Origin of the sequence: Leminorella grimontii ATCC 33999 = DSM 5078 (genome assembly GCF_000439085.1) — a bacterium.
GTDB lineage: Bacteria > Pseudomonadota > Gammaproteobacteria > Enterobacterales > Enterobacteriaceae > Leminorella > Leminorella grimontii.
In genome coordinates, this window is the sequence record NZ_AUUA01000003.1 from 15,607 (window position 1) to 34,089 (window position 18,483).

17 protein-coding genes and 1 pseudogene are annotated in these 18,483 nt (G+C 53.8%); 6 read left to right on the forward strand and 12 right to left on the reverse strand.

Translation table 11 applies throughout. From position 1 onward, the window contains the following. Positions 1 to 32: 32 nt before the first annotated feature. From rimM to G544_RS0106935, 3 genes are all read right to left on the reverse strand, one after another. Positions 33 to 563: a ribosome maturation factor RimM gene (gene rimM / locus G544_RS0106925; RefSeq protein ID WP_036023561.1), complete on the reverse strand. Its 531-nt coding sequence runs from the start codon at positions 561 to 563 to the stop codon at positions 33 to 35. A 21-nt stretch (positions 564 to 584) separates the two neighbouring features. Further along, the gene (gene rpsP, locus G544_RS0106930; RefSeq protein WP_027273918.1) at positions 585 to 833 is read right to left on the reverse strand and encodes a 30S ribosomal protein S16; all 249 of its coding nucleotides are present in this window, start codon (positions 831 to 833) and stop codon (positions 585 to 587) included. Between the two features lie 218 nt (positions 834 to 1,051). Next, positions 1,052 to 2,467: an amidohydrolase family protein gene (locus G544_RS0106935; protein ID WP_036023564.1), complete on the reverse strand. Its 1,416-nt coding sequence runs from the start codon at positions 2,465 to 2,467 to the stop codon at positions 1,052 to 1,054. A gap of 191 nt (positions 2,468 to 2,658) precedes the next feature. On the opposite strand from G544_RS0106935, the gene G544_RS0106940 reads away from it, so the two are divergent. Continuing rightward, positions 2,659 to 3,783: a M20 family metallopeptidase gene (locus tag G544_RS0106940; protein WP_027273920.1), complete on the forward strand. Its 1,125-nt coding sequence runs from the start codon at positions 2,659 to 2,661 to the stop codon at positions 3,781 to 3,783. 52 nt (positions 3,784 to 3,835) lie between these two features. Here the strand turns inward: G544_RS0106940 and murP are convergent. From murP to ffh, 4 genes and pseudogenes are all read right to left on the reverse strand, one after another. Continuing rightward, positions 3,836 to 5,294 (reverse strand): annotated as a pseudogene (murP, locus tag G544_RS20140) (PTS N-acetylmuramic acid transporter subunit IIBC). Positions 5,295 to 5,310: 16 nt separating this feature from the next. Next, a complete protein-coding gene (murQ, locus tag G544_RS0106950) occupies positions 5,311 to 6,216 on the reverse strand; it encodes an N-acetylmuramic acid 6-phosphate etherase (RefSeq protein WP_027273921.1) in 906 nt (301 codons plus the stop codon). Between the two features lie 173 nt (positions 6,217 to 6,389). Beyond that, positions 6,390 to 7,247 (reverse strand): SIS domain-containing protein, encoded by an 858-nt coding sequence (locus G544_RS0106955; RefSeq protein ID WP_027273922.1) that lies wholly within the window; start codon positions 7,245 to 7,247, stop codon positions 6,390 to 6,392. A 30-nt stretch (positions 7,248 to 7,277) separates the two neighbouring features. Beyond that, positions 7,278 to 8,636: a signal recognition particle protein gene (gene ffh, locus G544_RS0106960; RefSeq protein WP_027273923.1), complete on the reverse strand. Its 1,359-nt coding sequence runs from the start codon at positions 8,634 to 8,636 to the stop codon at positions 7,278 to 7,280. Between the two features lie 158 nt (positions 8,637 to 8,794). Between ffh and G544_RS0106965 the strand changes: the two genes are divergently transcribed. Both G544_RS0106965 and G544_RS0106970 read left to right on the forward strand, forming a co-directional pair. Then, positions 8,795 to 9,586 (forward strand): cytochrome C assembly family protein, encoded by a 792-nt coding sequence (locus G544_RS0106965; RefSeq protein ID WP_027273924.1) that lies wholly within the window; start codon positions 8,795 to 8,797, stop codon positions 9,584 to 9,586. A 226-nt stretch (positions 9,587 to 9,812) separates the two neighbouring features. Beyond that, positions 9,813 to 11,099 carry a CNNM domain-containing protein gene (locus G544_RS0106970; RefSeq protein ID WP_027273925.1) on the forward strand — a complete coding sequence of 429 codons (1,287 nt, stop codon included), beginning with the start codon at positions 9,813 to 9,815 and terminating at the stop codon, positions 11,097 to 11,099. Positions 11,100 to 11,157: 58 nt separating this feature from the next. Here the strand turns inward: G544_RS0106970 and luxS are convergent, their stop codons facing one another. From luxS to yqaB, 5 genes are all read right to left on the reverse strand, one after another. Beyond that, positions 11,158 to 11,667 carry an S-ribosylhomocysteine lyase gene (luxS, locus tag G544_RS0106975; protein WP_027273926.1) on the reverse strand — a complete coding sequence of 170 codons (510 nt, stop codon included), beginning with the start codon at positions 11,665 to 11,667 and terminating at the stop codon, positions 11,158 to 11,160. A 149-nt stretch (positions 11,668 to 11,816) separates the two neighbouring features. Then, on the reverse strand, positions 11,817 to 12,473 hold the full coding sequence (locus G544_RS0106980; RefSeq protein ID WP_027273927.1) for a hypothetical protein: 657 nt from the start codon (positions 12,471 to 12,473) through the stop codon (positions 11,817 to 11,819). Next, positions 12,442 to 14,004: a glutamate--cysteine ligase gene (gene gshA / locus G544_RS0106985; RefSeq protein ID WP_027273928.1), complete on the reverse strand. Its 1,563-nt coding sequence runs from the start codon at positions 14,002 to 14,004 to the stop codon at positions 12,442 to 12,444. Before gshA ends, G544_RS0106980 begins: the two co-directional genes overlap by 32 nt. Positions 14,005 to 14,075: 71 nt before the next feature. Next, positions 14,076 to 14,504, reverse strand: a complete 429-nt coding sequence (locus tag G544_RS0106990) for a YqaA family protein (RefSeq protein WP_027273929.1) — start codon at positions 14,502 to 14,504, stop codon at positions 14,076 to 14,078. Continuing rightward, positions 14,501 to 15,067, reverse strand: a complete 567-nt coding sequence (gene yqaB / locus G544_RS0106995; protein WP_027273930.1) for a fructose-1-phosphate/6-phosphogluconate phosphatase — start codon at positions 15,065 to 15,067, stop codon at positions 14,501 to 14,503. The genes G544_RS0106990 and yqaB overlap by 4 nt, the downstream gene beginning before the upstream one ends. Positions 15,068 to 15,394: 327 nt before the next feature. On the opposite strand from yqaB, the gene pagP reads away from it, so the two are divergent. The 3 genes from pagP (at position 15,395) to G544_RS0107010 (ending at position 18,436) form a co-directional block, all read left to right on the forward strand. Beyond that, entirely contained in the window at positions 15,395 to 15,955 is a 561-nt protein-coding gene (gene pagP / locus G544_RS0107000) for a lipid IV(A) palmitoyltransferase PagP (RefSeq protein WP_051155618.1), read from the forward strand. 163 nt (positions 15,956 to 16,118) lie between these two features. Next, the gene (gene chaA, locus G544_RS0107005; protein WP_027273932.1) at positions 16,119 to 17,228 is read left to right on the forward strand and encodes a sodium-potassium/proton antiporter ChaA; all 1,110 of its coding nucleotides are present in this window, start codon (positions 16,119 to 16,121) and stop codon (positions 17,226 to 17,228) included. 173 nt (positions 17,229 to 17,401) lie between these two features. Then, complete coding sequence (locus tag G544_RS0107010) at positions 17,402 to 18,436, forward strand: NADP-dependent oxidoreductase (RefSeq protein WP_027273933.1); 1,035 nt, start codon at positions 17,402 to 17,404, stop codon at positions 18,434 to 18,436. Positions 18,437 to 18,483 lie beyond the last annotated feature (47 nt).

An 18,483-nucleotide genomic window follows, 5' to 3' on the forward strand; every position in this document is an offset into this window, starting at 1 on the left:
CGACCGCCCTGCGCAGAGCGCGAGGCACGGAATTAAAAACCGGGATCCCAATCGACTTCAATCAATTGAGCAGCGAGATCGACTTTCTTAATGACTTGTTCATCAAGGAACGGGATTAAGCGCTCCTTTGCGCCAAAAGCATCCTTCAGATTCGCCCGCACGACTAAAACGTCGTTAGAACCGGTTTCCATCATGTCAGTAACTTTACCCAGTTCATATCCGGAAGTGGTGACTACCTTGCAGCCCATAAGGTCTTTCCAGTAGTAATCGCCCTCTTCAAGCGCAGGCAGCTGCTCGCCGTTGACGGCAATTTCGCAATTGGTCAACGCCTGTGCAACGTCTCTGTCGTCTACGCCTTTGAGCTTGACGATCAGATCCTGATTGTGGCGTTTCCAGCTTTCCAGCTCGACGACGCGCCACTCACCGGCCCGTTTGATATACCACGGACGGTAGTCGAAAATGCTTTCGGTTTGCTCGGTGGATGAAAACACTCTGAGCCAACCACGAATTCCGTACGTAGACCCCAGTTTGCCAAGGACTACAGGATTTAACAGCGTGCTCATAATGATTGACACCCGAACAAGTTAAGCTGCTTTACCAGCTTCTTTAATCAGTTGTGCAACGCGGTCAGAAACCGTTGCACCCAGGCCGGTCCAGTGATTGACGCGGTCTAAGTCTAAACGCAGACGTTCTGCTTGACCGGTAGCTACCGGGTTGAAGAAGCCTACGCGTTCGATGAAGCGACCGTCGCGCGCATTGCGGCTGTCGGTCACGACAACTTGATAAAACGGACGCTTTTTAGCGCCGCCACGAGCTAAACGAATTGTTACCATAACATCCTCTTTTGAGTTAATAAAACACACAGACCCCATCGAGGAACGGGGTCTGGTGTCATATAAAAAGCCCGAAAATTTTACTCATTTTGGCGCAAAAAGCAACTTAAAGCGCCCGCGATCCGCGCTTTAATCACAAATAACGCCTCAAATAATGAATGTAAACCTCAGAACTCCGTCCTCCAGGCTCTTAATCATAGCATCGCTGATTCTAAAGGTCAGCGAGTGGCGCTCATCGCCAGCGGCTTTTGCGACGGGTCAGCCACGCAGGTTTTAATGCCTCTGGCCCGCAGGCTGGCTTCCCCCTTCTCGGTACAGATAATCGTCGTACCGCACCCGCAAACCAGCCCTTTAAACATCACAACCTCGCCGCCAACGATAGTGGCGACAGGCTGCCGGCGCTCTACGTCCAGTACGGTGATGTCGGCATCCATGCCGATGCCCAGAGTTCCCTTCTGCGGCAAGCGCAGCATACGGGAAGGGTTCCAGGAGGTTTTGATGATAAACTCATCCAGGCTGAGAACGTCAAGAAATACCAGCCCTAGCCCCTTTTCCACCAGCACGTTACGAGGCAGACAGCCGCCGTCCGTCGACAGACAGTCAACCACAAAATCGCCGGAAGGCCGCTTGGCTTCGGCCAGCATAATTCTGGGCATCGGCGGATTCACAGGGAACATGCCGCCCAGTTCGGTCCCGTGCTCACGCCACAGGCGAATGCCTTCTTCGCCGGTCACCCGCACGCTTTCGCTGCCGCCGTTAACCACGCAGCCGACCTTACCGGCCCTGAAGGCCCGCTCCATTCCCTCCTCGGAGGCTTCAAAGCCCAGCTTCTTCAAGCTGTTGCAGGTTACTTTGCTGATAGGAGCGCCGTCTTTACAGGCAAGGCTTGTGCCGTTAAGCGGCGAAATATAGGACTCGCTATAAATATTGGGATTATTCACCAGAAGCGAAATGGCTTCCTGAGCCTCTTCCAGTTCAGGATTAATCGCGCCGCGGCAGTAGCTGTTGATATGGGCAAGATGGAGAAAATGCCCGTCCGCCATGGCAATCGCTTCTCGCATGCCTTCAATGTTGGAGCCGTGTTCCGTCGTTCCGGCATGCCAGGCGACGTATCCTCCCTGACGAGCGATTTCGGCAATCAGCTTCGCGGAAGCGTCCGGCGTTAACGGGTAGTGGCCGCCCAAAAGCTTTACGCCATAGGCGCCATCTCGCAGGCTTTTTTCAACCAGCGCCCGAATCTCGGAATCTGAGGGCGAAGCGCTGTTAAACGTATAGGGCGGGCTGGCGTACTGTAGGATCGCGACGTTTAACCCGGCGCCGTGCTGTGGGATCGACTGAAGGATATCCTCCATCGGCCCCGCCATGTCAAGCGTGGTGCAAACGCCCGCTTTCGCCAGCATCGTCTGGCCGTTATCGCTGCCCCAAAAGGCGCTGACGTGCGTGTGCGGGTCGATAATGCCGGGAATGGCGGTATAGCCGCTCAGGTCAATCAGCGTTCTGGCCTGACTCATGGCGATATCTGGCTCGACGGCGGCGACTTTTCCATCGAAAATCGCGATGTCTGCCTGGCAGTCCACGCCGTTGATTGGATCTTTCACCCAGACGCCTTTTACTACCGTATCGTATTGGTACATGGCTGTTCTCATTTTGTTTATTATTTATTCAGAACAAACTAACAATCGTTCGTCAAAGTCACAATGCAAAGAACGCAGGCACCATGCAAAACCGACATCGTTTGCAGTGCATAAGGGGTGTTTTCGGCTTTTTTTTCACTCCTCAGAGGGATATGCTTGGGACCTCATCCTAAAAAATGAAGGTAAAAACCATGTCCACCATTCTTACTTACCTGACTCAGCACCAACACGACATCTTGGCCGATCTGGAACGTTTGGCCGGCGCTGAGTCGCCTTCTCACGACAAGCGGGCCGTGGACGCCTGCGGTGAGCGCGTTCAGGCGCTGTTCGCTGACTATCTCGGCGTAAAAGCGGAAGTCTTCCCGCAAACGGAATACGGCAATCACCTGACGTTTGAAATCGGTAGCGGCGCGAAAAAGACGCTTATCATCGGCCATTTTGACACAGTATGGGACATCGGCCGCCTGACGCTCAGGAAAGAAGACGGTAAACTTTACGGCCCCGGCGTTCTAGACATGAAGGGCGGGCTGGTTCAGGCCATTTGGGCGGTTCGCGCATTAAAAGAGCTTAACCTGCTGACCGGAAGGCAAATTCGCTTCTTCTGCAACGCAGACGAGGAGCTGGGCAGCCCAAGCTCTCGCCCGCTGATTGAACAGATTGCTCCCAACTATCAAACCGTACTGGTTCCCGAGCCAGCGACGGCCAATACTGGCGCACTGAAAACCGGCCGTAAAGGTACCGGTCGTTTTTACGTGCACATCAAGGGCCGCGCCGCCCACGCGGGCAACAACCCGGAAGACGGCATCAGCGCCATTCAGGAAATGTCGCATCAAATCCAGTATCTCCACTCGCTGAATGCGCCTGAAAACGGCACCACTGTTAACGTCGGCGTCGCCTGCGGCGGCAGCAAGATCAACGTCGTCGCCGAAGAGGCGAACTTAAGCATCGACGTGCGCGTCACCCGTCTGGACGAAGCGGACAGAATTCATAAGGCAATTTACGGCTCAACGCCCGTCATGGACGGCATCCAGATTACCGTCAGCGGAGGCATGATCCGCCCGCCGATGGAGCGCAGCGAAGCCACCGGAAAACTGATGGAAAAAGCAAAAGAGGCGGCGGGCGCCCTCGGCTTTGAAATCGGCGAAGCCTCCGTCGGCGGCGGCAGCGACGGCAACTTTACCGCCGCACTGGGCATCCCTACCCTTGACGGTCTGGGTGCCACGGGCGCAGGTCCGCACGCGGAATACGAACACATTATCATCGACGATCTGGTTAAGCGTTCAGCGCTGCTGGCTGAACTGATCGTTCGGCTTTAAGACAAAAACGCGCCCCTTTTGGGGCGCGTTTGTCTTTCACGAAATGCCGTCATTACGCTAAATCAACGTCCTTAGTACCGAAGAACCACGTAATGATAAAACCGGCAAAATAGGACACCAGCAGCCCGCAGCCGTACACCGCCATACCGGCAAAGATACCGTGGTTTGACGTCATCAGTGGCAGAGCAACAATGCCCGACGGGCCGAATGCGCTGTTAAGCCCCCATCGGCAACCCTAAATAGGCAACGGTTCCGATGAAAAAGCCCCCTATCGCGCCGCCGATACAGGCGGTAATAAACGGCTTGATTCTCGGCAGCGTAACGCCGTAAATCAGCGGTTCCCCTACGCCCAAAATGCCGGGGATAATCGCCCCGCGGATCTGCGTACGCAGCACCGAGTCCTTGTGCGCTTTGAAATAGAGCGCAAGCGAAGCGCCAACCTGCCCCGCGCCGGCCATAGACAGAATGGGAAACAGCGAGTTGAACCCCTGCGCATCCATCAGTGCAAAATAAACCGGGATAAACCCTTGGTGGATGCCGAACATCACCGCAATTAAAAACAGCCCAGCCAACACCGCGCAGCCGATCGGGTTGCTGTTCAAATGCAAAAACAGCCAGGACATGCCGTTAAACAACAGGCCGCTAAACGGCATGATAGCGACGAAAGTTATCGTTCCCATAATCAGCAGCGTAATGCCCGACGTCAGGATCATGTCCAAATTGCCGGGGATGATTTTTCTCACCTGCCGTTCGACGTAAGCACCGATAATAGTCGCAATCAGCACGCCGATGATGTTGCCCTTGGCGACAATCGTCAGCCCGAAGAAGGTTTCCATACCGGAATAAATGCCCGTCGCGGCCTTGGGATCGTAGCCTAAGATAAACAGCGCGGCGATAATCGCGCCGTTCACGCCGGTGCCGCCGAACGCCTGCTGGGCGTTGTAGCCAATCATGATGCTTAAAAAGGCAAACAGCCCTTTGCTGAACACCTTCATAAACGTAATGGCATACAGCAGATTGCCGGTCACCGCGCCACCGCTTTGAACCACCGACTGCTCAATCAGCGTCGCAACGCCAAGCAGCAGGCCGGCGGCGATAAAGCCGGGAATCAGCGGGGTAAAAATCGTGGCAAACTTGCTCAGGAAATTGTGGATTGCGCTGCTTTGCTTGGACTTCACCTCACGCTTTTTGGACGCCGCTATCTCTTTAAGCGACGCGTCGGATGCCTTCTCTGCGCTTTTGCCTGAAGTCGGCGCCTGCACTAAATACTCGGCCATCATGTCCGCCGCCGCCTGAGCCTTACCGGGGCCAAGCACTATCTGAAGCTGTTCGTCGGTTTCAATCACGCCCATCACGCCGGGGATCGCCTTAACCTTCGCCGTATCCACCAAGTCATTTTCTTTGAGCGTCAGCCTCAGGCGCGTCATGCAGTTGCCGCTCTTTACTACGTTATTCGGCCCGCCGATAGCTTCGGCAATCTTCGCTATCATTTCTTGGGTTATTTTCGCCATCGCTGCGGTCTCCTGGCTATTTGCGCTCGGCGCTAATCGCTGAGCGTATAAATCCGCGATTCTCTTCCAGCGCCGCCTTTGCCCTCTCTGCGGACATGCCGGTCAGAACCATCACTATCGCCGTTTTGCAGTGGCCGTTACACTGGGCCAGCGCCGCCTCGGCGTCTTCCCGGCTACAGTCCGTCGCCTGCATAACGATATTTTTTTGCCGCTCAATCAGCTTGGCGTTGGTCGCCTCAACGTCCACCATCAGGTTGCCGTACACCTTGCCGGTCTTAATCATTGCGCCGGTGGTAAGCATGTTAAGCACCAGCTTTTGGGCCGTGCCTGCCTTCATGCGCGAGGAACCGGTCACCACTTCGCCGCCGACGACTGGCGTAATGGCGATATCGGCAGCCTTGGCGATCGGGCTTTGTGGATTGCAGCAAAGGCTTATGACCGTCGCTCCTAAAGATTTAGCATACTCCATTGCGGCCAACACGTAGGGCGTACGGCCGCTGGCGGCAATGCCCACCAGCACGTCGCGGGCGCTGAAATTAAGGGCCTTCAGATCGTCTACGCCCATTTCCAGGCTATCTTCCGCATTTTCTACCGCCTTTAGAATGGCCTTATGCCCGCCGGCGATAAGCCCAATCACCTGCTCAGGCCGAGTACCGTAGGTTGGCGGGCACTCGCTGGCGTCCAGAATGCCCAATCGCCCGGACGTCCCCGCGCCGCAGTACACCAGCCGCCCGCCGCTGCCGAACGCTCCGGCAATCACATCCACCGCACGGGCAATGTGGGGCAGCTCTTTTTCCACGGCGAACGCCACTTTCTTGTCTTCATCGTTAATGACGCGCAGCATCTCCAGGGTTGAGAGCTCGTCAATGCGTTCGCTGGCCGGATTGCGGCTCTCGGTCACCATTTGGCTTAAATCGATCATGCGGCTTGTCTCCTGCGGATTCGCTTACCTGAATGAATTTTTTATTCAATTAAAGATAGCTAATTATAATAAAATATTCCAAACGGAAAATCGGCAGCGTCAATTTTTATGACGCTATTCACATCGCCAGAAGTTAATGAGGGAAGGAAGAGGAAAAAAGGTAAGGAAAAGCGTCAGAGCAGTATTTTTTTCACCAGCTCGCCGCTTTGTCTGATCAGGTCGTTGGCTCGCTCTCTGTCATGCTGGACCAGCCCCATAAACAACAGGTCGGTAACGGCGTTTTGCGCCGTGCGGGAGGAAATGGAAGAACTGCGCCACTGTACTTCGTCCGCGACGGAATAGAGCACGTAGTCCGCCAGCGGCGCCAGTGCGTTATTCTTTAGCGACGTAACGGCAACAACCGTAGCCCCGCGGGATTTAGCCACTTCGGCAGCCAGCACGACCTCGCGGCGCACGCCGGAGTAAGAGATCGCTATTTGAACGTCGCCCGGCTCCAGCGTTTGAGCGATGGTGAGCTGCACGTGGCTATCGAATTCAGAAAAAGCGGGAATGCCAATTTTTAAAAGCTTATAGGCCAGGTCTTTGGCAATCAGCGCCGAACCACCGATGCCCGAAATGTGCACCTTGTGCGCCGCTGCAATTCTCTCTACCACCTGATTGAAGATTTTCGCATCCAGCGCGTTCATGGTTTCCCTAAGCGCGCTCTGCTTTTCCAACAGCAGCTTGTTGGCTATCTCTAACAGCGAGTCGTCACCGGTAATCTCGTTGTGCAGGTGGAGCGTCGATTTCTCCGCCTGCTGGTTGCGCCCAAGCTCTTCGCTAATCGCCAGCTTAAAGGCGGTATATCCCTTAAAGCCAAGCTTTTGCGCAAATTTAACGATGCCGGACTGGCTGACGCTTAAGGCGGCGGCCAGCTCCTGAGAGGAAAGCGTAACGAGGCGCTTTGGCGATTCAAGGACAAAGGCCGCAATCTTTTTCTCCGACGGAGAAAACTGCGCCATCCCCTGAGATAGCCTCATCAAACACGTCATAGCATTCCTCTCTCGGTGCTTTAGAGCCGCTTAACGCATCATGCCCGGCGGCAGCATGCCCTTCATGCCGCGCATCATTTTGGCCATCCCGCCCTTTTTCATCTTTTTCATCATGCGCTGCATGTCGTCGAACTGTTTAAGCAGACGGTTAACGTCCTGCACCTGTACGCCGGAACCGGCGGCGATGCGACGCTTGCGGGAGCCTTTGATGATCTCCGGCGCTTCACGCTCTTTAAAGGTCATCGAATTAATGATGGCCTCCATGCGAACCAGCACCTTGTCGTCCATCTGCGACTTCACGTTATCCGGGATTTGCCCCATGCCCGGCAGCTTGCTCATCATGCTGGCCATGCCGCCCATGTTGCGCATCTGCTTAAGCTGCTCCAGAAAGTCCGTCAGGTCAAAGCCGTCGCCTTTCTTAAGCTTACTCGCCAGCTTCTCCGCCTTCACGCGGTCGACTTTACTTTCCAGCTCCTCAATAAGAGAAAGCATGTCGCCCATGCCGAGGATGCGGGACGCAACGCGGTCGGGGTGGAACGGCTCCAGCGCTTCGGTCTTCTCGCCTACGCCCAAGAACTTGATGGGCTTGCCGGTAATGTGGCGAATAGAGAGCGCCGCGCCGCCGCGGGCATCGCCGTCAACTTTGGTCAGCACCACGCCGGTCAAAGGCAGCGCTTCGTTGAAGGCCTTCGCCGTGTTGGCCGCGTCCTGGCCGGTCATTGCGTCGACCACGAACAGCGTTTCGATCGGATTGAGCGACGCGTGCACCTGCTTGATTTCGTCCATCATGGCTTCATCAACGTGCAGTCGACCGGCGGTATCGACGATCAGAACGTCATAAAACTTAAGCTTGGCGTGGGACAACGCGCGGTTAACGATATCGACCGGCTTTTCCTTGGCGTCTGATGGAAAAAAGTCGGTGTCGATCGCCTGAGCCAACGTTTCCAACTGACGGATAGCAGCAGGACGATATACGTCGGCGGACACCACCAGCACTTTCTTTTTCTGCTTTTCTTTTAAAAACTTCGCCAGCTTGGCTACGCTGGTAGTCTTACCGGCGCCCTGCAGGCCAGCCATCAGGATAACGGCGGGAGGCTGAGCGGCAAGGTTCAGGGCGTTGTTTTCTTCACCCATGGCTGAGACCAGCTCATTGCGAACGATCTTGACGAACTCCTGCCCTGGCGTCAGGCTCTTATTAACTTCCTGGCCTACCGCGCTCTCTTTAACCCTATTAATAAAGTCGCGCACGACCGGCAGGGCAACGTCGGCCTCCAGCAGCGCCATGCGCACTTCGCGCAGCGTGTCTTTAATATTGTCTTCAGTCAGCCGCCCGCGTCCGCTGATATTGCGAAGCGTGCGCGATAATCTGTCAGTTAAATTTTCAAACATCGTTTCTGCCCAACGTAATGATAATCCGCGATCGCGGGGAAAATTTCGGCCAGTATACCATGAAGAAGCCGAAGAACAGTTATTGGTTGGAGGGTAACGCCACTAACGCTATACTGTTTTCACATTTCTCAGTCACATAAAACCAAACTTTAACGACTATGCCTGTTTTCGCCATATTATCACTGATTGCCTATCTGGCCAGCCTTGGGTTGATCGTCCCCGGCTTGCTGAAAAATAAAGGGCTCCACCGCCGCTGGGCGCTGGCATCGGCGGTATTTGCGCTTATCTTTCACGGCATAGCGCTTCAGCAGCGCATCTTTGACGTTGACTACGGCCAAAACGTCAGCCTGCTGAACATGGCCTCCGGCGCCAGCCTGCTTATCAGCGCCATCATGACCTTCGTTGCTTCTAAAGATCGCGGCTGGGTGCTGCTTCCCATCGTGTACTGTTTTTCCATCATCAACCTTGCGTTGGCCAGCTTTACGCCTTGGGAATTCATTTTGCATCTGGAGGGCAGCCCGACGCTGTTAATCCACATCGTTCTGGCGCTGTTCTCATACGCAACGCTCATCATCGCGGCGCTTTACGCCGCCCAGCTGGCCTGGATTGACTACCAGCTTAAGCACAAAAAGCTGACGTTTACTCCCGGCATGCCTCCGCTGCTCTCCATTGAGCGCAAGATGTTTCACATCACGCAGGTCGGCGTCATCCTGCTGACCCTGACTCTGCTTACTGGCGTTGTCTTTTTAGAAAACCTGCTCGGCAGGGATAACGTGCATAAAACCGTGCTCTCAACGGCGGCCTGGGTCGTCTATCTCGTGCTGCTTTGGGGACATTTTCGCAAAGGCTGGCGCGGGCGCAAGGTGGTCTGGTTCAGCATGGCCGGCGCGCTGCTGCTGACGCTGGGCTATTTCGGCAGCCGCTTTATTCAAGTGATGTTAGGTCACTAAGAGCCTATCTCAGTAGACGTTATTGGCGCAGACGGTTTGAACACGGACAGCGCGGAAGAACCGGAGCGTACACCTGGTACGTGAGGATGCTGAGCACTACCCAGGTTCAAAATGGCAAGCAAAATAGCCCTAATGGGATAGGCTCTAAGCCAAAGGCGCTTTATACTTTTAATAGCCCTATCGCTTATACCTTAAACGAGTATACAACCATTGAGGACACAGTTCGGTGGACACCGTATCGACCGGTACGCTTATTATCATTTTGATTGTTTTGGTGCTGATTTCAGCCTATTTCTCCGCGTCGGAAACCGGCATGATGACGCTCAATCGTTATCGGCTGCGCCATCTTGCCAGCAAAGGGAACGAACGCGCCCGGCGGGTGGAAAAGCTTCTGCAGCGCCCCGACCGTTTAATCAGCCTGGTGCTTATCGGCAATAACCTGGTCAACATACTCGCCTCGGCGCTGGCGACGGTCGTCGGCATCCGACTTTATGGCGACGTCGGCGTCGCTATCGCCACCGGGCTGTTAACGTTTGTTATTTTAGTATTCGCCGAAGTATTGCCCAAAACCGTCGCCGCTTTATATCCTGAGCGCGTCGCCTTCCCCAGCAGCCTGCTGCTTAAGCCGCTGCAAACCTGCATGGCGCCGCTGGTTTGGCTGCTCAACGGCATCACGCGTTTTATCATGCGGCTGTTCGGCCTGCGCTCGGACGTCAAAAGCTCCGACGCGGTGAGTAAAGACGAGCTGCGCACCATCGTCAACGCTTCGAATCCTCTCATATCCCATCGCTATCAGAGCATGCTGCTATCGGTGCTGGATCTGGAAGCGGTCAACGTCGACGACATTATGGTTCCTCGTCAGGAAATCGTCGGCATTAATATTAATGATGATTGGAAAGACATCCTCAAGCAGCTCACCCACTCCCCTCACGGGCGCATCGTGCTCTATCGCGACACGCTGGACGACGCTATCGGCATGCTCCGCGTGCGGGAAGCCTATCGCCTGATGATGGAAAAGAGCGAATTCAACAAAGAGACGCTGCTGCGCGCCGCCGATAAAATTTACTTTATTCCGGAAGGAACGCCGCTCAACGTGCAGCTGGTCAAGTTTCAGCGCAACCGGGAGAAAGTTGGCGTTATCGTGGATGAATACGGGGATATTCAGGGGTTAGTCAGTGTTGAGGATATTCTTGAGGAAATTGTCGGCGATTTCACCACCTCCATGTCGCCAACGCTCGAAGATGAAGTGGTACGCCAGCCCGACGGTTCCGTTTATGTTAACGGCAGCACCAGCATCAGGGACTTGAACAAGGCCTTAGGCTGGCGCTTGCCCACCTCCACGGCGAAAACCGTCAACGGCCTGCTGCTGGAATATCTGGAAGACATTCCTAAGCCGGGGACACACATTGAGTTTAAAAACTACAGCGTGGACATCGTAGAGGTCAGTAATAACATGATTAAGCGGGTGCTTATTCGCCCCAAAAGCGGTACTGCGCCTAAAGAGAAGCGGTAGCGCCCGACTTCGCTTAAAAAAATCCCGCATGACGCGGGATTTTTTCTACATAACCAACCTACAGGCTGGCCAACTTTTCCGGCGGTAGCGCCAGATCGTCGTTTTTATTTACTCCAACCCCGGCGTCAACGACGCGCTTGGCGATATCGTGAGCTTCATCTAGTGAATGCATCGCGTAGGTGCCGCACTGATATTCGTTCAGTTCCGGGATTTTTGTCTGGTCCTGTACGCCCAGCACGTCGGCCATCGCCGCCTCCCAGGCTTTTGCTACCCGCTGTTCGTCCGGCGTGCCGATAAGGCTCATATAAAAACCGGTGCGGCAACCCATAGGGGAAATATCGATAATCTCCACGCCGTCGCCGTTTAGGCGATCGCGCATAAATCCGGCAAACAGGTGCTCCAGCGTGTGGATGCCGCGCTCGGGCAGAATTTCTTTGTTGGGATGACAGAAACGCAAATCAAATACCGTAATGGTATCGCCGTGAGGCGTTTTCATGGTTTTAGCCACCCGAACAGCAGGAGCGGACATGCGGGTATGATCTACTGTGAAGCTATCTAACAACGGCATTTTCGTCACCTTCTAAAAAAAAACGATATTTTTTCACCAAGCCAAGAACCTTTCGGGAAAGCGCGAGTCATATAGTTACAAGAACACTCGTTATCATCCCTCAATTAGAGATGTTTTATAAGGCCACTAGATTGTGGCCTTCCTTTTATCTACTTCTCGCCGCTAATCCTGTCGATCCACAGCTGAATCTTTTTCGCCGCTTCTGGCTGAGACCGGCTGCGAAACTCATCCTCCGGCTCTTGCCAGTCAACGTTCTTTATCAAATAGCAGCCAAAAGCGCCTTCCGGGCTATCCTCCGGATAGTAACCAACGTCAATCGTCCATCTATCTCCGTTCGTCAAAAACTCAAACTGGGCAATATCCTCAAAAAGAAATAGCGGCTTTTCCCAGTCACTCGGGCCAAGCGCCTCAGGGTTCAGCGTCGTAAACCGATTGCTGCGAATGTACCAACCCGCCGGAAATGAAAACGGCTGTAAATCCGGCTGATCGTAAGACGCCAGCGACATAATATTTTCCTCAACTGACGCCATATCTCGACAAACGTAGCTTTTAGAAAACGAAGGCGTCACGTAGCAAATCAGAAAATACCCCTCTTCCTGAGGAAAATTACGCTGAAAATAGACCGTTATCGACTCGGTCGATACCCACGTTCCATCCGCCGCTTTAGAAGCAAAGAGCAGTTTTACAACCTGCTCTCCCTCCTGAAAAACGCTGTCGGTAAAAAGTCGGTATTTCTCAATCCTCCAGCCTGCTCCGATTCTCAGGGGCCACGGCCTAGCGCCGGTTTTGCTCGGCAAGATAGTCATCAAAGCTCACCGTATCCTGCTGTTCCATCTCTTCCTGACGGCGCAGAGAGCCGATGCGTTCAGACTCAAGAACGTCCTCAGTCAACACGCTCAAAGGCTCGGACTGCAAGCTTTGGCGATACTGTTCGGCCAGCGCCAGCCCAAATCGACCGATACCAACGTCCTTCACCGCCTGTAACATTCTGCCGGAGAAAGTTAACTCGGGATCGTCAAACGCGGACACCAGCTTTTTACACACGTTTTGATACAGCGTGTTGCTGTTGCCGCTGTCCAACACTTCCGCAACCCGCATCAGATCGGCGAACAGGGCCTTACCGACGACGTCCAGCGGCTGACGCGCGCTGTCGCAGCCGATGCCGATCGTCTGGCCCGGTTTGCGCCCTTCAAGAATAACCCTGTTCCAATTATAGCGGGTGCACTGCAGCTCTTCGCTGCTCATCATCGGCGCGTCGGCCAGCGTACACCAGATAAGAAACAGATCCAGAAAGCGGGCTTGGTCCGCGTCGATGCCGACGGGCGAGAACGGGTTGATGTCCAGCGCTCTGACTTCGATATATTCTACGCCGCCGCGCAGCAGAGCGTCAGAGGGCGATTCGCCTTTTTTGGTGACGCGCTTGGGCCGAATCGGCGCATAAAACTCGTTTTCAATCTGCAGAATATTGCTGTTAATCTGCTGATAGCGACCGTCTTTCTTGTCGTTCAGCGCTTCAAACTGAGGCGCAGGCGTAGAAATCGCCCTCTTCAGACCCTGAACGTAAGTTTCCAGATCGTTGAAAGTAATCCCGAGGTTACTCTGCGTCGTATTGGTATAGCCCAAGTCGCTCATACGTAAAGACGTGGCGTAGGGCAAATAGCAGGCTCCGCTTTCCAGCTTCTCAAAAGGCAGCTGCGTTTCGCGCCCGGTAATAAAGGAGGAGCAAAGCGCTGGCGACGCGCCGAACAGGAACGGGATCGTCCAGCCGAAGCGGTAGTAATTGCGGATCAGGCGGAAATAGCCTTCGGAGATCTTGTCCTTACCGCTTTGCTCGTCGGTGATGCCTTCACGCGCCTGCCAGAACTCAAGGGGTAAAGAAAAGTTGTAGTGAACGCCGGAAATGGTCTGCATCAGCGCGCCATAGCGGTTTTTCAGCCCTTCGCGATAGAGCGTCTTAAAGCGCCCTACGTTGGAGGAACCGTACTGCGCCAGTTCGATGTTGTCCTCAGAGTTAATGAAGCAAGGCATGCTCAAAGGCCACATCAGTTCGCTGCCCAGTTCGCGGCTCACGTGGCGATGGATATCGCGCAGGAAGGCCAGCGTGTGGTCAACGCTGTCATCAACGGGAGTAATGAACTCCAACAGCGCCTCGGCAAAATCGGTGGTTATCCAGCGGTGGGTCAGCGCTGAGCCTAAGGATGCGGGATGCGGCGTCGTTGCCAGATGTCCCTGAGGGGTAACGCGCAGCGTTTCCCGTTCAATACCGCGTTTAATACCGTTTAAGACATGAGGGTGCGCTTCCAGCCAAGACAGCGCTTTCGATACGTCCGGGATCAAATTGACCTCCCGTAATTGGTGTTCATACCACCTGCTGCACAAACCGTTATTCTGATAACTTTCATTCTTTTTCAGCTAAAAAAAGAGACGCTTTTCAGTGTTATCATCATCACTACAACGTAGCGTAATGACTTCCCTGCCAACATAAAAAAAGCTACCGACCACCAGGGTAAACGTAACCAGCCTGCCAACAGACATAACAAATCGCCCATAAAGGGCAACCAACTGAGCAACAGCACGGGCGAACCGTAACGCTGCAACCACGCCGTAGCCAGCGCCAGGCGAGGATGGTGCTTAGGCACCGGAACCAAACGGCCAATCACAACGTTCGTCAGGCCGCCCAGCGTATTACCAACCGCTGCCGTCAAAAGCAATAACTCCGCAGGAGTATCAACCGTCGACAGCAGCGCAACAAAAACAATTTCTGAATTGCCCGGCAGTAGCGTTGCACTAAGAAAGCTGCTGCCAAACAGCGTCAATAAAGATAACGCTTCGCTCACAAAGTTCGCACGTCAACGGCGTCCATTCCCGCCGCTTTCGCCGCCTGAAGCCCTAACGGCGCATCCTCAAATACGATGCATCCCTCGGCTGTCACTTTCATCAGCGACGCACAGGCTAAAAAGGTGTCCGGTGCGGGCTTATGATTAACGACGTCGTCAGCACCGACGATGGCGGTGAAGTAGTCGCGCAGCCCGACGTGCTGGAGCAGCCTGTCGGCAAAGCCGTGCATGCTGCCGGTGCCTACGGCCATAGGACGTCGGCCTCGGTAATGCTTGACGACTTCAACAATCGGCAGAGGCTTGACCATGTCCAGCACGATCTCCTCGACGATAGCGAACTTCTCCTGCGCCAGCCGGTGAGGGTCCATATCCACCTGATAGCTATCAATAACAAACTCCGCGATTTTCCATGAGGGCGAGCCGTTAAGCGCAATCGCGCCTTCCAGGTCAAGCTTCATGCCGTACTTCGCCAGAACTTCATCCCAGGCCTTTCTGTGCCCTTCTTCCGTATCCAGCAGCGTTCCATCCATATCAAAGATAAGTCCCTGATAGCGGTCGTACATAGAAAACCTCGTATTGCGTAACTCTATGAGTAAACGATAAAGGCTACTTTAGCGTAAAACGATGTTGATGTCGCTTACCGCTTTCTGCAGGCGAGGCAAGAAAAGCACACTACGTAACTTTACATAAAAATATCAACGTAATTACAAAATGTTATCACTCATGAATAGGGAAAACGACGCTCTCTTAATGAATTCAAGACCAAAAATCATCTATAATGGCCCCGTTTGTCATGACATTCGGTCTGGGCTATGCCCGAATTACCGAATAAAGCGCTCTTCAAGGGCGCTCAACGATATGGATATCAACAACACAAAGCCACTAACTCTATGAAAGCCACTATAATTACCACTACCGCAGCCGTTCTATTCTCATGCTCTTTCAACGCCTTTGCTGAGGCTGACGTTGAAGGTCCGGGCGTCTGGGATACCATTAAGAGCAACGTGAAAGAAACGTGGAATTCTCCTACCCGGGATCTCTACATTCCCCTAAATACCTGGCACAACCGGGCTATGTATGACAAAGAAAAAACGGACTCTTATAACGAAAGGCCCTGGGGTATTGGTTACGGAGTATCGCGCTTTGACAGCGACGGAAACTGGCATTCCATTTACGCGATGGAATTCCAGGACTCTCACAATGAGATTGAGCCGATCGTCGGATATGGCTATCAGAAAAACTGGTATTTAGGCCAACAGCGCGACTGGCGCTTAGGGCTTGGGTTTACCGCAGCAGTGACCGCGCGTCACGACTATAACTATATTCCAATCCCGCTGCCGCTGCCGCTCTTCTCCATTGAGTATAAAAAGTTCGCAATTCAAAATACGTATATCCCCGGCACGTATAACAACGGTAACGTGCTGTTTACCTGGGCGCGCTGGCAGTTCTAAGTGGCGTTCCATAATTGATAGGCTAGTTAGGCCAATAAGCTAAAACACGTTTGTCTCACTGTTTAACCTATTGGCCTCAAAGTCCCGTGCTTAAAATTCAGTAAGGCCAGCGTAAAGCCTGCTTTAATTATTAAATTAACCTTTCAACTTTTAGAGAGAATTTATGGATCAAACACAGGGTCACTTGGTCGTTAAAACGCGCCACAAAGAGTACTCGCTGATTCTGGCGATGATTGCGATACCGGTTCTACTTTATATGCAGCACACCACCAGCCTTCTAGCTATTACGCTGGTTAACGTTCTCGCTTTGGTCGCAATACTCGGCAGCGCGTTTAGCGTCGTTCGCCACGCCGACGTACTGGCGCACAGGCTAGGCGAGCCTTATGGCTCGCTGATCTTAAGCCTGGCGGTAGTGATCTTGGAAGTCAGTTTGATCTCCGCGCTAATGGTAACAGGCGACACTGGCCCTACGCTGATGCGCGACACGCTCTATTCGGTTCTGATGATCGTCATGAGCGGCCTGGTCGGCATATCGCTACTGCTGGGAGGGCGAAAGTTCGCCACCCAGCACGTCAATCTGGCGGGCATCAAACAGTATCTGACGGCGCTTTTACCGCTGGCGATTATTGTGCTGATTTTACCGACGACGTTTGACAGCGGAACTTTCTCAACGGGCCAGCTCTTCATTGTTGCTCTGCTTTCCGCCGGAATGTATCTGGTTTTTTTGGTCATTCAGACCAGAACGCACCAGAGCCTGTTTATTTATGAGCACGAAGACGAAAGCGACAACCCTGACGATCCCCACGGCAAACCCTCGGCGCACAGCAGCGCCTGGCACGCCGTTTGGCTGGTGGTTCACCTGATTGCCGTCATCGCCGTAACGAAAATCAACGCGCCGATTCTCGAGCACCTGCTGTCCGCGATGAACGCGCCGCCGCAGTTCACCGGCTTCCTGATAGCGCTGCTGATCCTATCGCCGGAAGGGCTAGGCGCCATGAAAGCCGTTATGCAAAACCAGGTGCAGCGCGCGATGAACCTCTTCTTTGGCTCCGTACTGGCGACCATTTCGCTTACGGTTCCGGCCGTCGTGTGCATTGCGCTTATCACCGACCAGCAGTTGGTCTTCGGGCTCTCGACGTCCAACGCAGTGCTGCTTTCCGGCGTGCTTATCCTGTGCCAAAGCTCGTTTGCGACGGGCAGAACCAACGTGCTTAACGGAACGGCCCATCTGGCCATGTTTGTCGCCTATTTGTTAGTACTGATGATGGGTTGATTTTCCTTTGAATTCCGGTCGGTCTATTGACCGGAATTCTTCACTTCGCCAAAACCGCCGCACTGTCACACATTCACCATCATCCCAAGAAAAAGCTGTCTATTTCCCCCTCGCCGCAGTAGCTTGTCGACTATCATGTTTTTTAATTCTCATCTGAAACAGAGGGTTCTAACATGTCCCAAAATGCCAACGTCAATCGCCGAATCGTTCTGGCTTCTCGCCCCTACGGCGCTCCTACTGCAGATAACTTCCGATTAGAGCAGCAGTCTATTCCTTTGCCTGGTTCGGGAGAACTGCTTCTGCGCACCGAATGTTTGTCTATAGACCCCTACGTCAGAGGGCGCATGAGCGATTCGCCGTCCTACGTTCCCCCGCTGGAAGTCGGTGACGTTATCTGCGCCGGTACGGTAAGCATCGTTGAACGTTCTAATAATCCCGAGTTTAAAGAGGGCGAGCGGGTTCTCGCCGCTGCCGGCTGGCAGGACTATTTTCTCAGCAACGGAGAAGGCCTGCTCAAGCTGGACGACGCCTTTCCTCAGCCCTCCTACGCATTAGGCATTCTCGGCATGCCCGGCTTTACGGCCTATATGGGGCTGTTGGATATCGGCCAGCCTAAGGAAAATGAAACGCTGGTGGTTGCCGCCGCCAGCGGCCCGGTTGGCGCAACCGTAGGGCAAATCGCTAAGCTCAAAGGCTGTCGGGTTATTGGCATCGCAGGTGGTGAAGAAAAATGCCGTCACGTTGTAGAAACGCTAGGGTTTGACGCCTGCCTGGATCATCGCCAGCCCGATCTGGCGCAGCGCCTGGCCTTTGCCTGCCCTGAGGGCATTGATATTTACTATGAAAACGTCGGCGGTAAAGTGTTCGACGCCGTACTTCCGCTGCTGAACGCCCGGGCGCGCATTCCCGTCTGCGGCATGATCTCACAGTACAATGCCACTGCCCTTCCCCCCGGCCCCGACAGATTAAACCTGCTGGAAAGCATCATTTTGAAAAAGCGCATCCGCATGCAGGGTTTTATCATCACACTGGACTACCCCCACCGCTACGGCGAATTTATCCAGCAGATGAAGCAGTGGGTATCCGAAGGGAAAATCAAATACCAGGAGCAGAAGGTAAAAGGCTTGGAAAACGCGCCAGCGGCGTTTATCGACATGCTTGAGGGGAAAAACTTCGGCAAGGTTGTTGTTCAGATAAATAACGAGTAGCGAGAAGCCAAGCTGCTAATAATCCAAGAACTAACCGGAACGCCTTG

Coding starts and splice junctions, on each gene's coding strand:
- pagP (WP_051155618.1), top strand. CDS start 15,395: ATGAAAGCCACTATAATTACCACTACCGCAGCCGTTCTATTCTCATGC.
- G544_RS0106935 (WP_036023564.1), bottom strand. CDS start 2,467: ATGTACCAATACGATACGGTAGTAAAAGGCGTCTGGGTGAAAGATCCA.
- G544_RS0106980 (WP_027273927.1), bottom strand. CDS start 12,473: ATGACTATCTTGCCGAGCAAAACCGGCGCTAGGCCGTGGCCCCTGAGA.
- rpsP (WP_027273918.1), bottom strand. CDS start 833: ATGGTAACAATTCGTTTAGCTCGTGGCGGCGCTAAAAAGCGTCCGTTT.
- chaA (WP_027273932.1), top strand. CDS start 16,119: ATGGATCAAACACAGGGTCACTTGGTCGTTAAAACGCGCCACAAAGAG.
- ffh (WP_027273923.1), bottom strand. CDS start 8,636: ATGTTTGAAAATTTAACTGACAGATTATCGCGCACGCTTCGCAATATC.
- G544_RS0106940 (WP_027273920.1), top strand. CDS start 2,659: ATGTCCACCATTCTTACTTACCTGACTCAGCACCAACACGACATCTTG.
- yqaB (WP_027273930.1), bottom strand. CDS start 15,067: ATGTACGACCGCTATCAGGGACTTATCTTTGATATGGATGGAACGCTG.
- G544_RS0107010 (WP_027273933.1), top strand. CDS start 17,402: ATGTCCCAAAATGCCAACGTCAATCGCCGAATCGTTCTGGCTTCTCGC.
- G544_RS0106955 (WP_027273922.1), bottom strand. CDS start 7,247: ATGACGTGTTTGATGAGGCTATCTCAGGGGATGGCGCAGTTTTCTCCG.
- luxS (WP_027273926.1), bottom strand. CDS start 11,667: ATGCCGTTGTTAGATAGCTTCACAGTAGATCATACCCGCATGTCCGCT.
- murQ (WP_027273921.1), bottom strand. CDS start 6,216: ATGATCGATTTAAGCCAAATGGTGACCGAGAGCCGCAATCCGGCCAGC.
- rimM (WP_036023561.1), bottom strand. CDS start 563: ATGAGCACGCTGTTAAATCCTGTAGTCCTTGGCAAACTGGGGTCTACG.
- G544_RS0106965 (WP_027273924.1), top strand. CDS start 8,795: ATGCCTGTTTTCGCCATATTATCACTGATTGCCTATCTGGCCAGCCTT.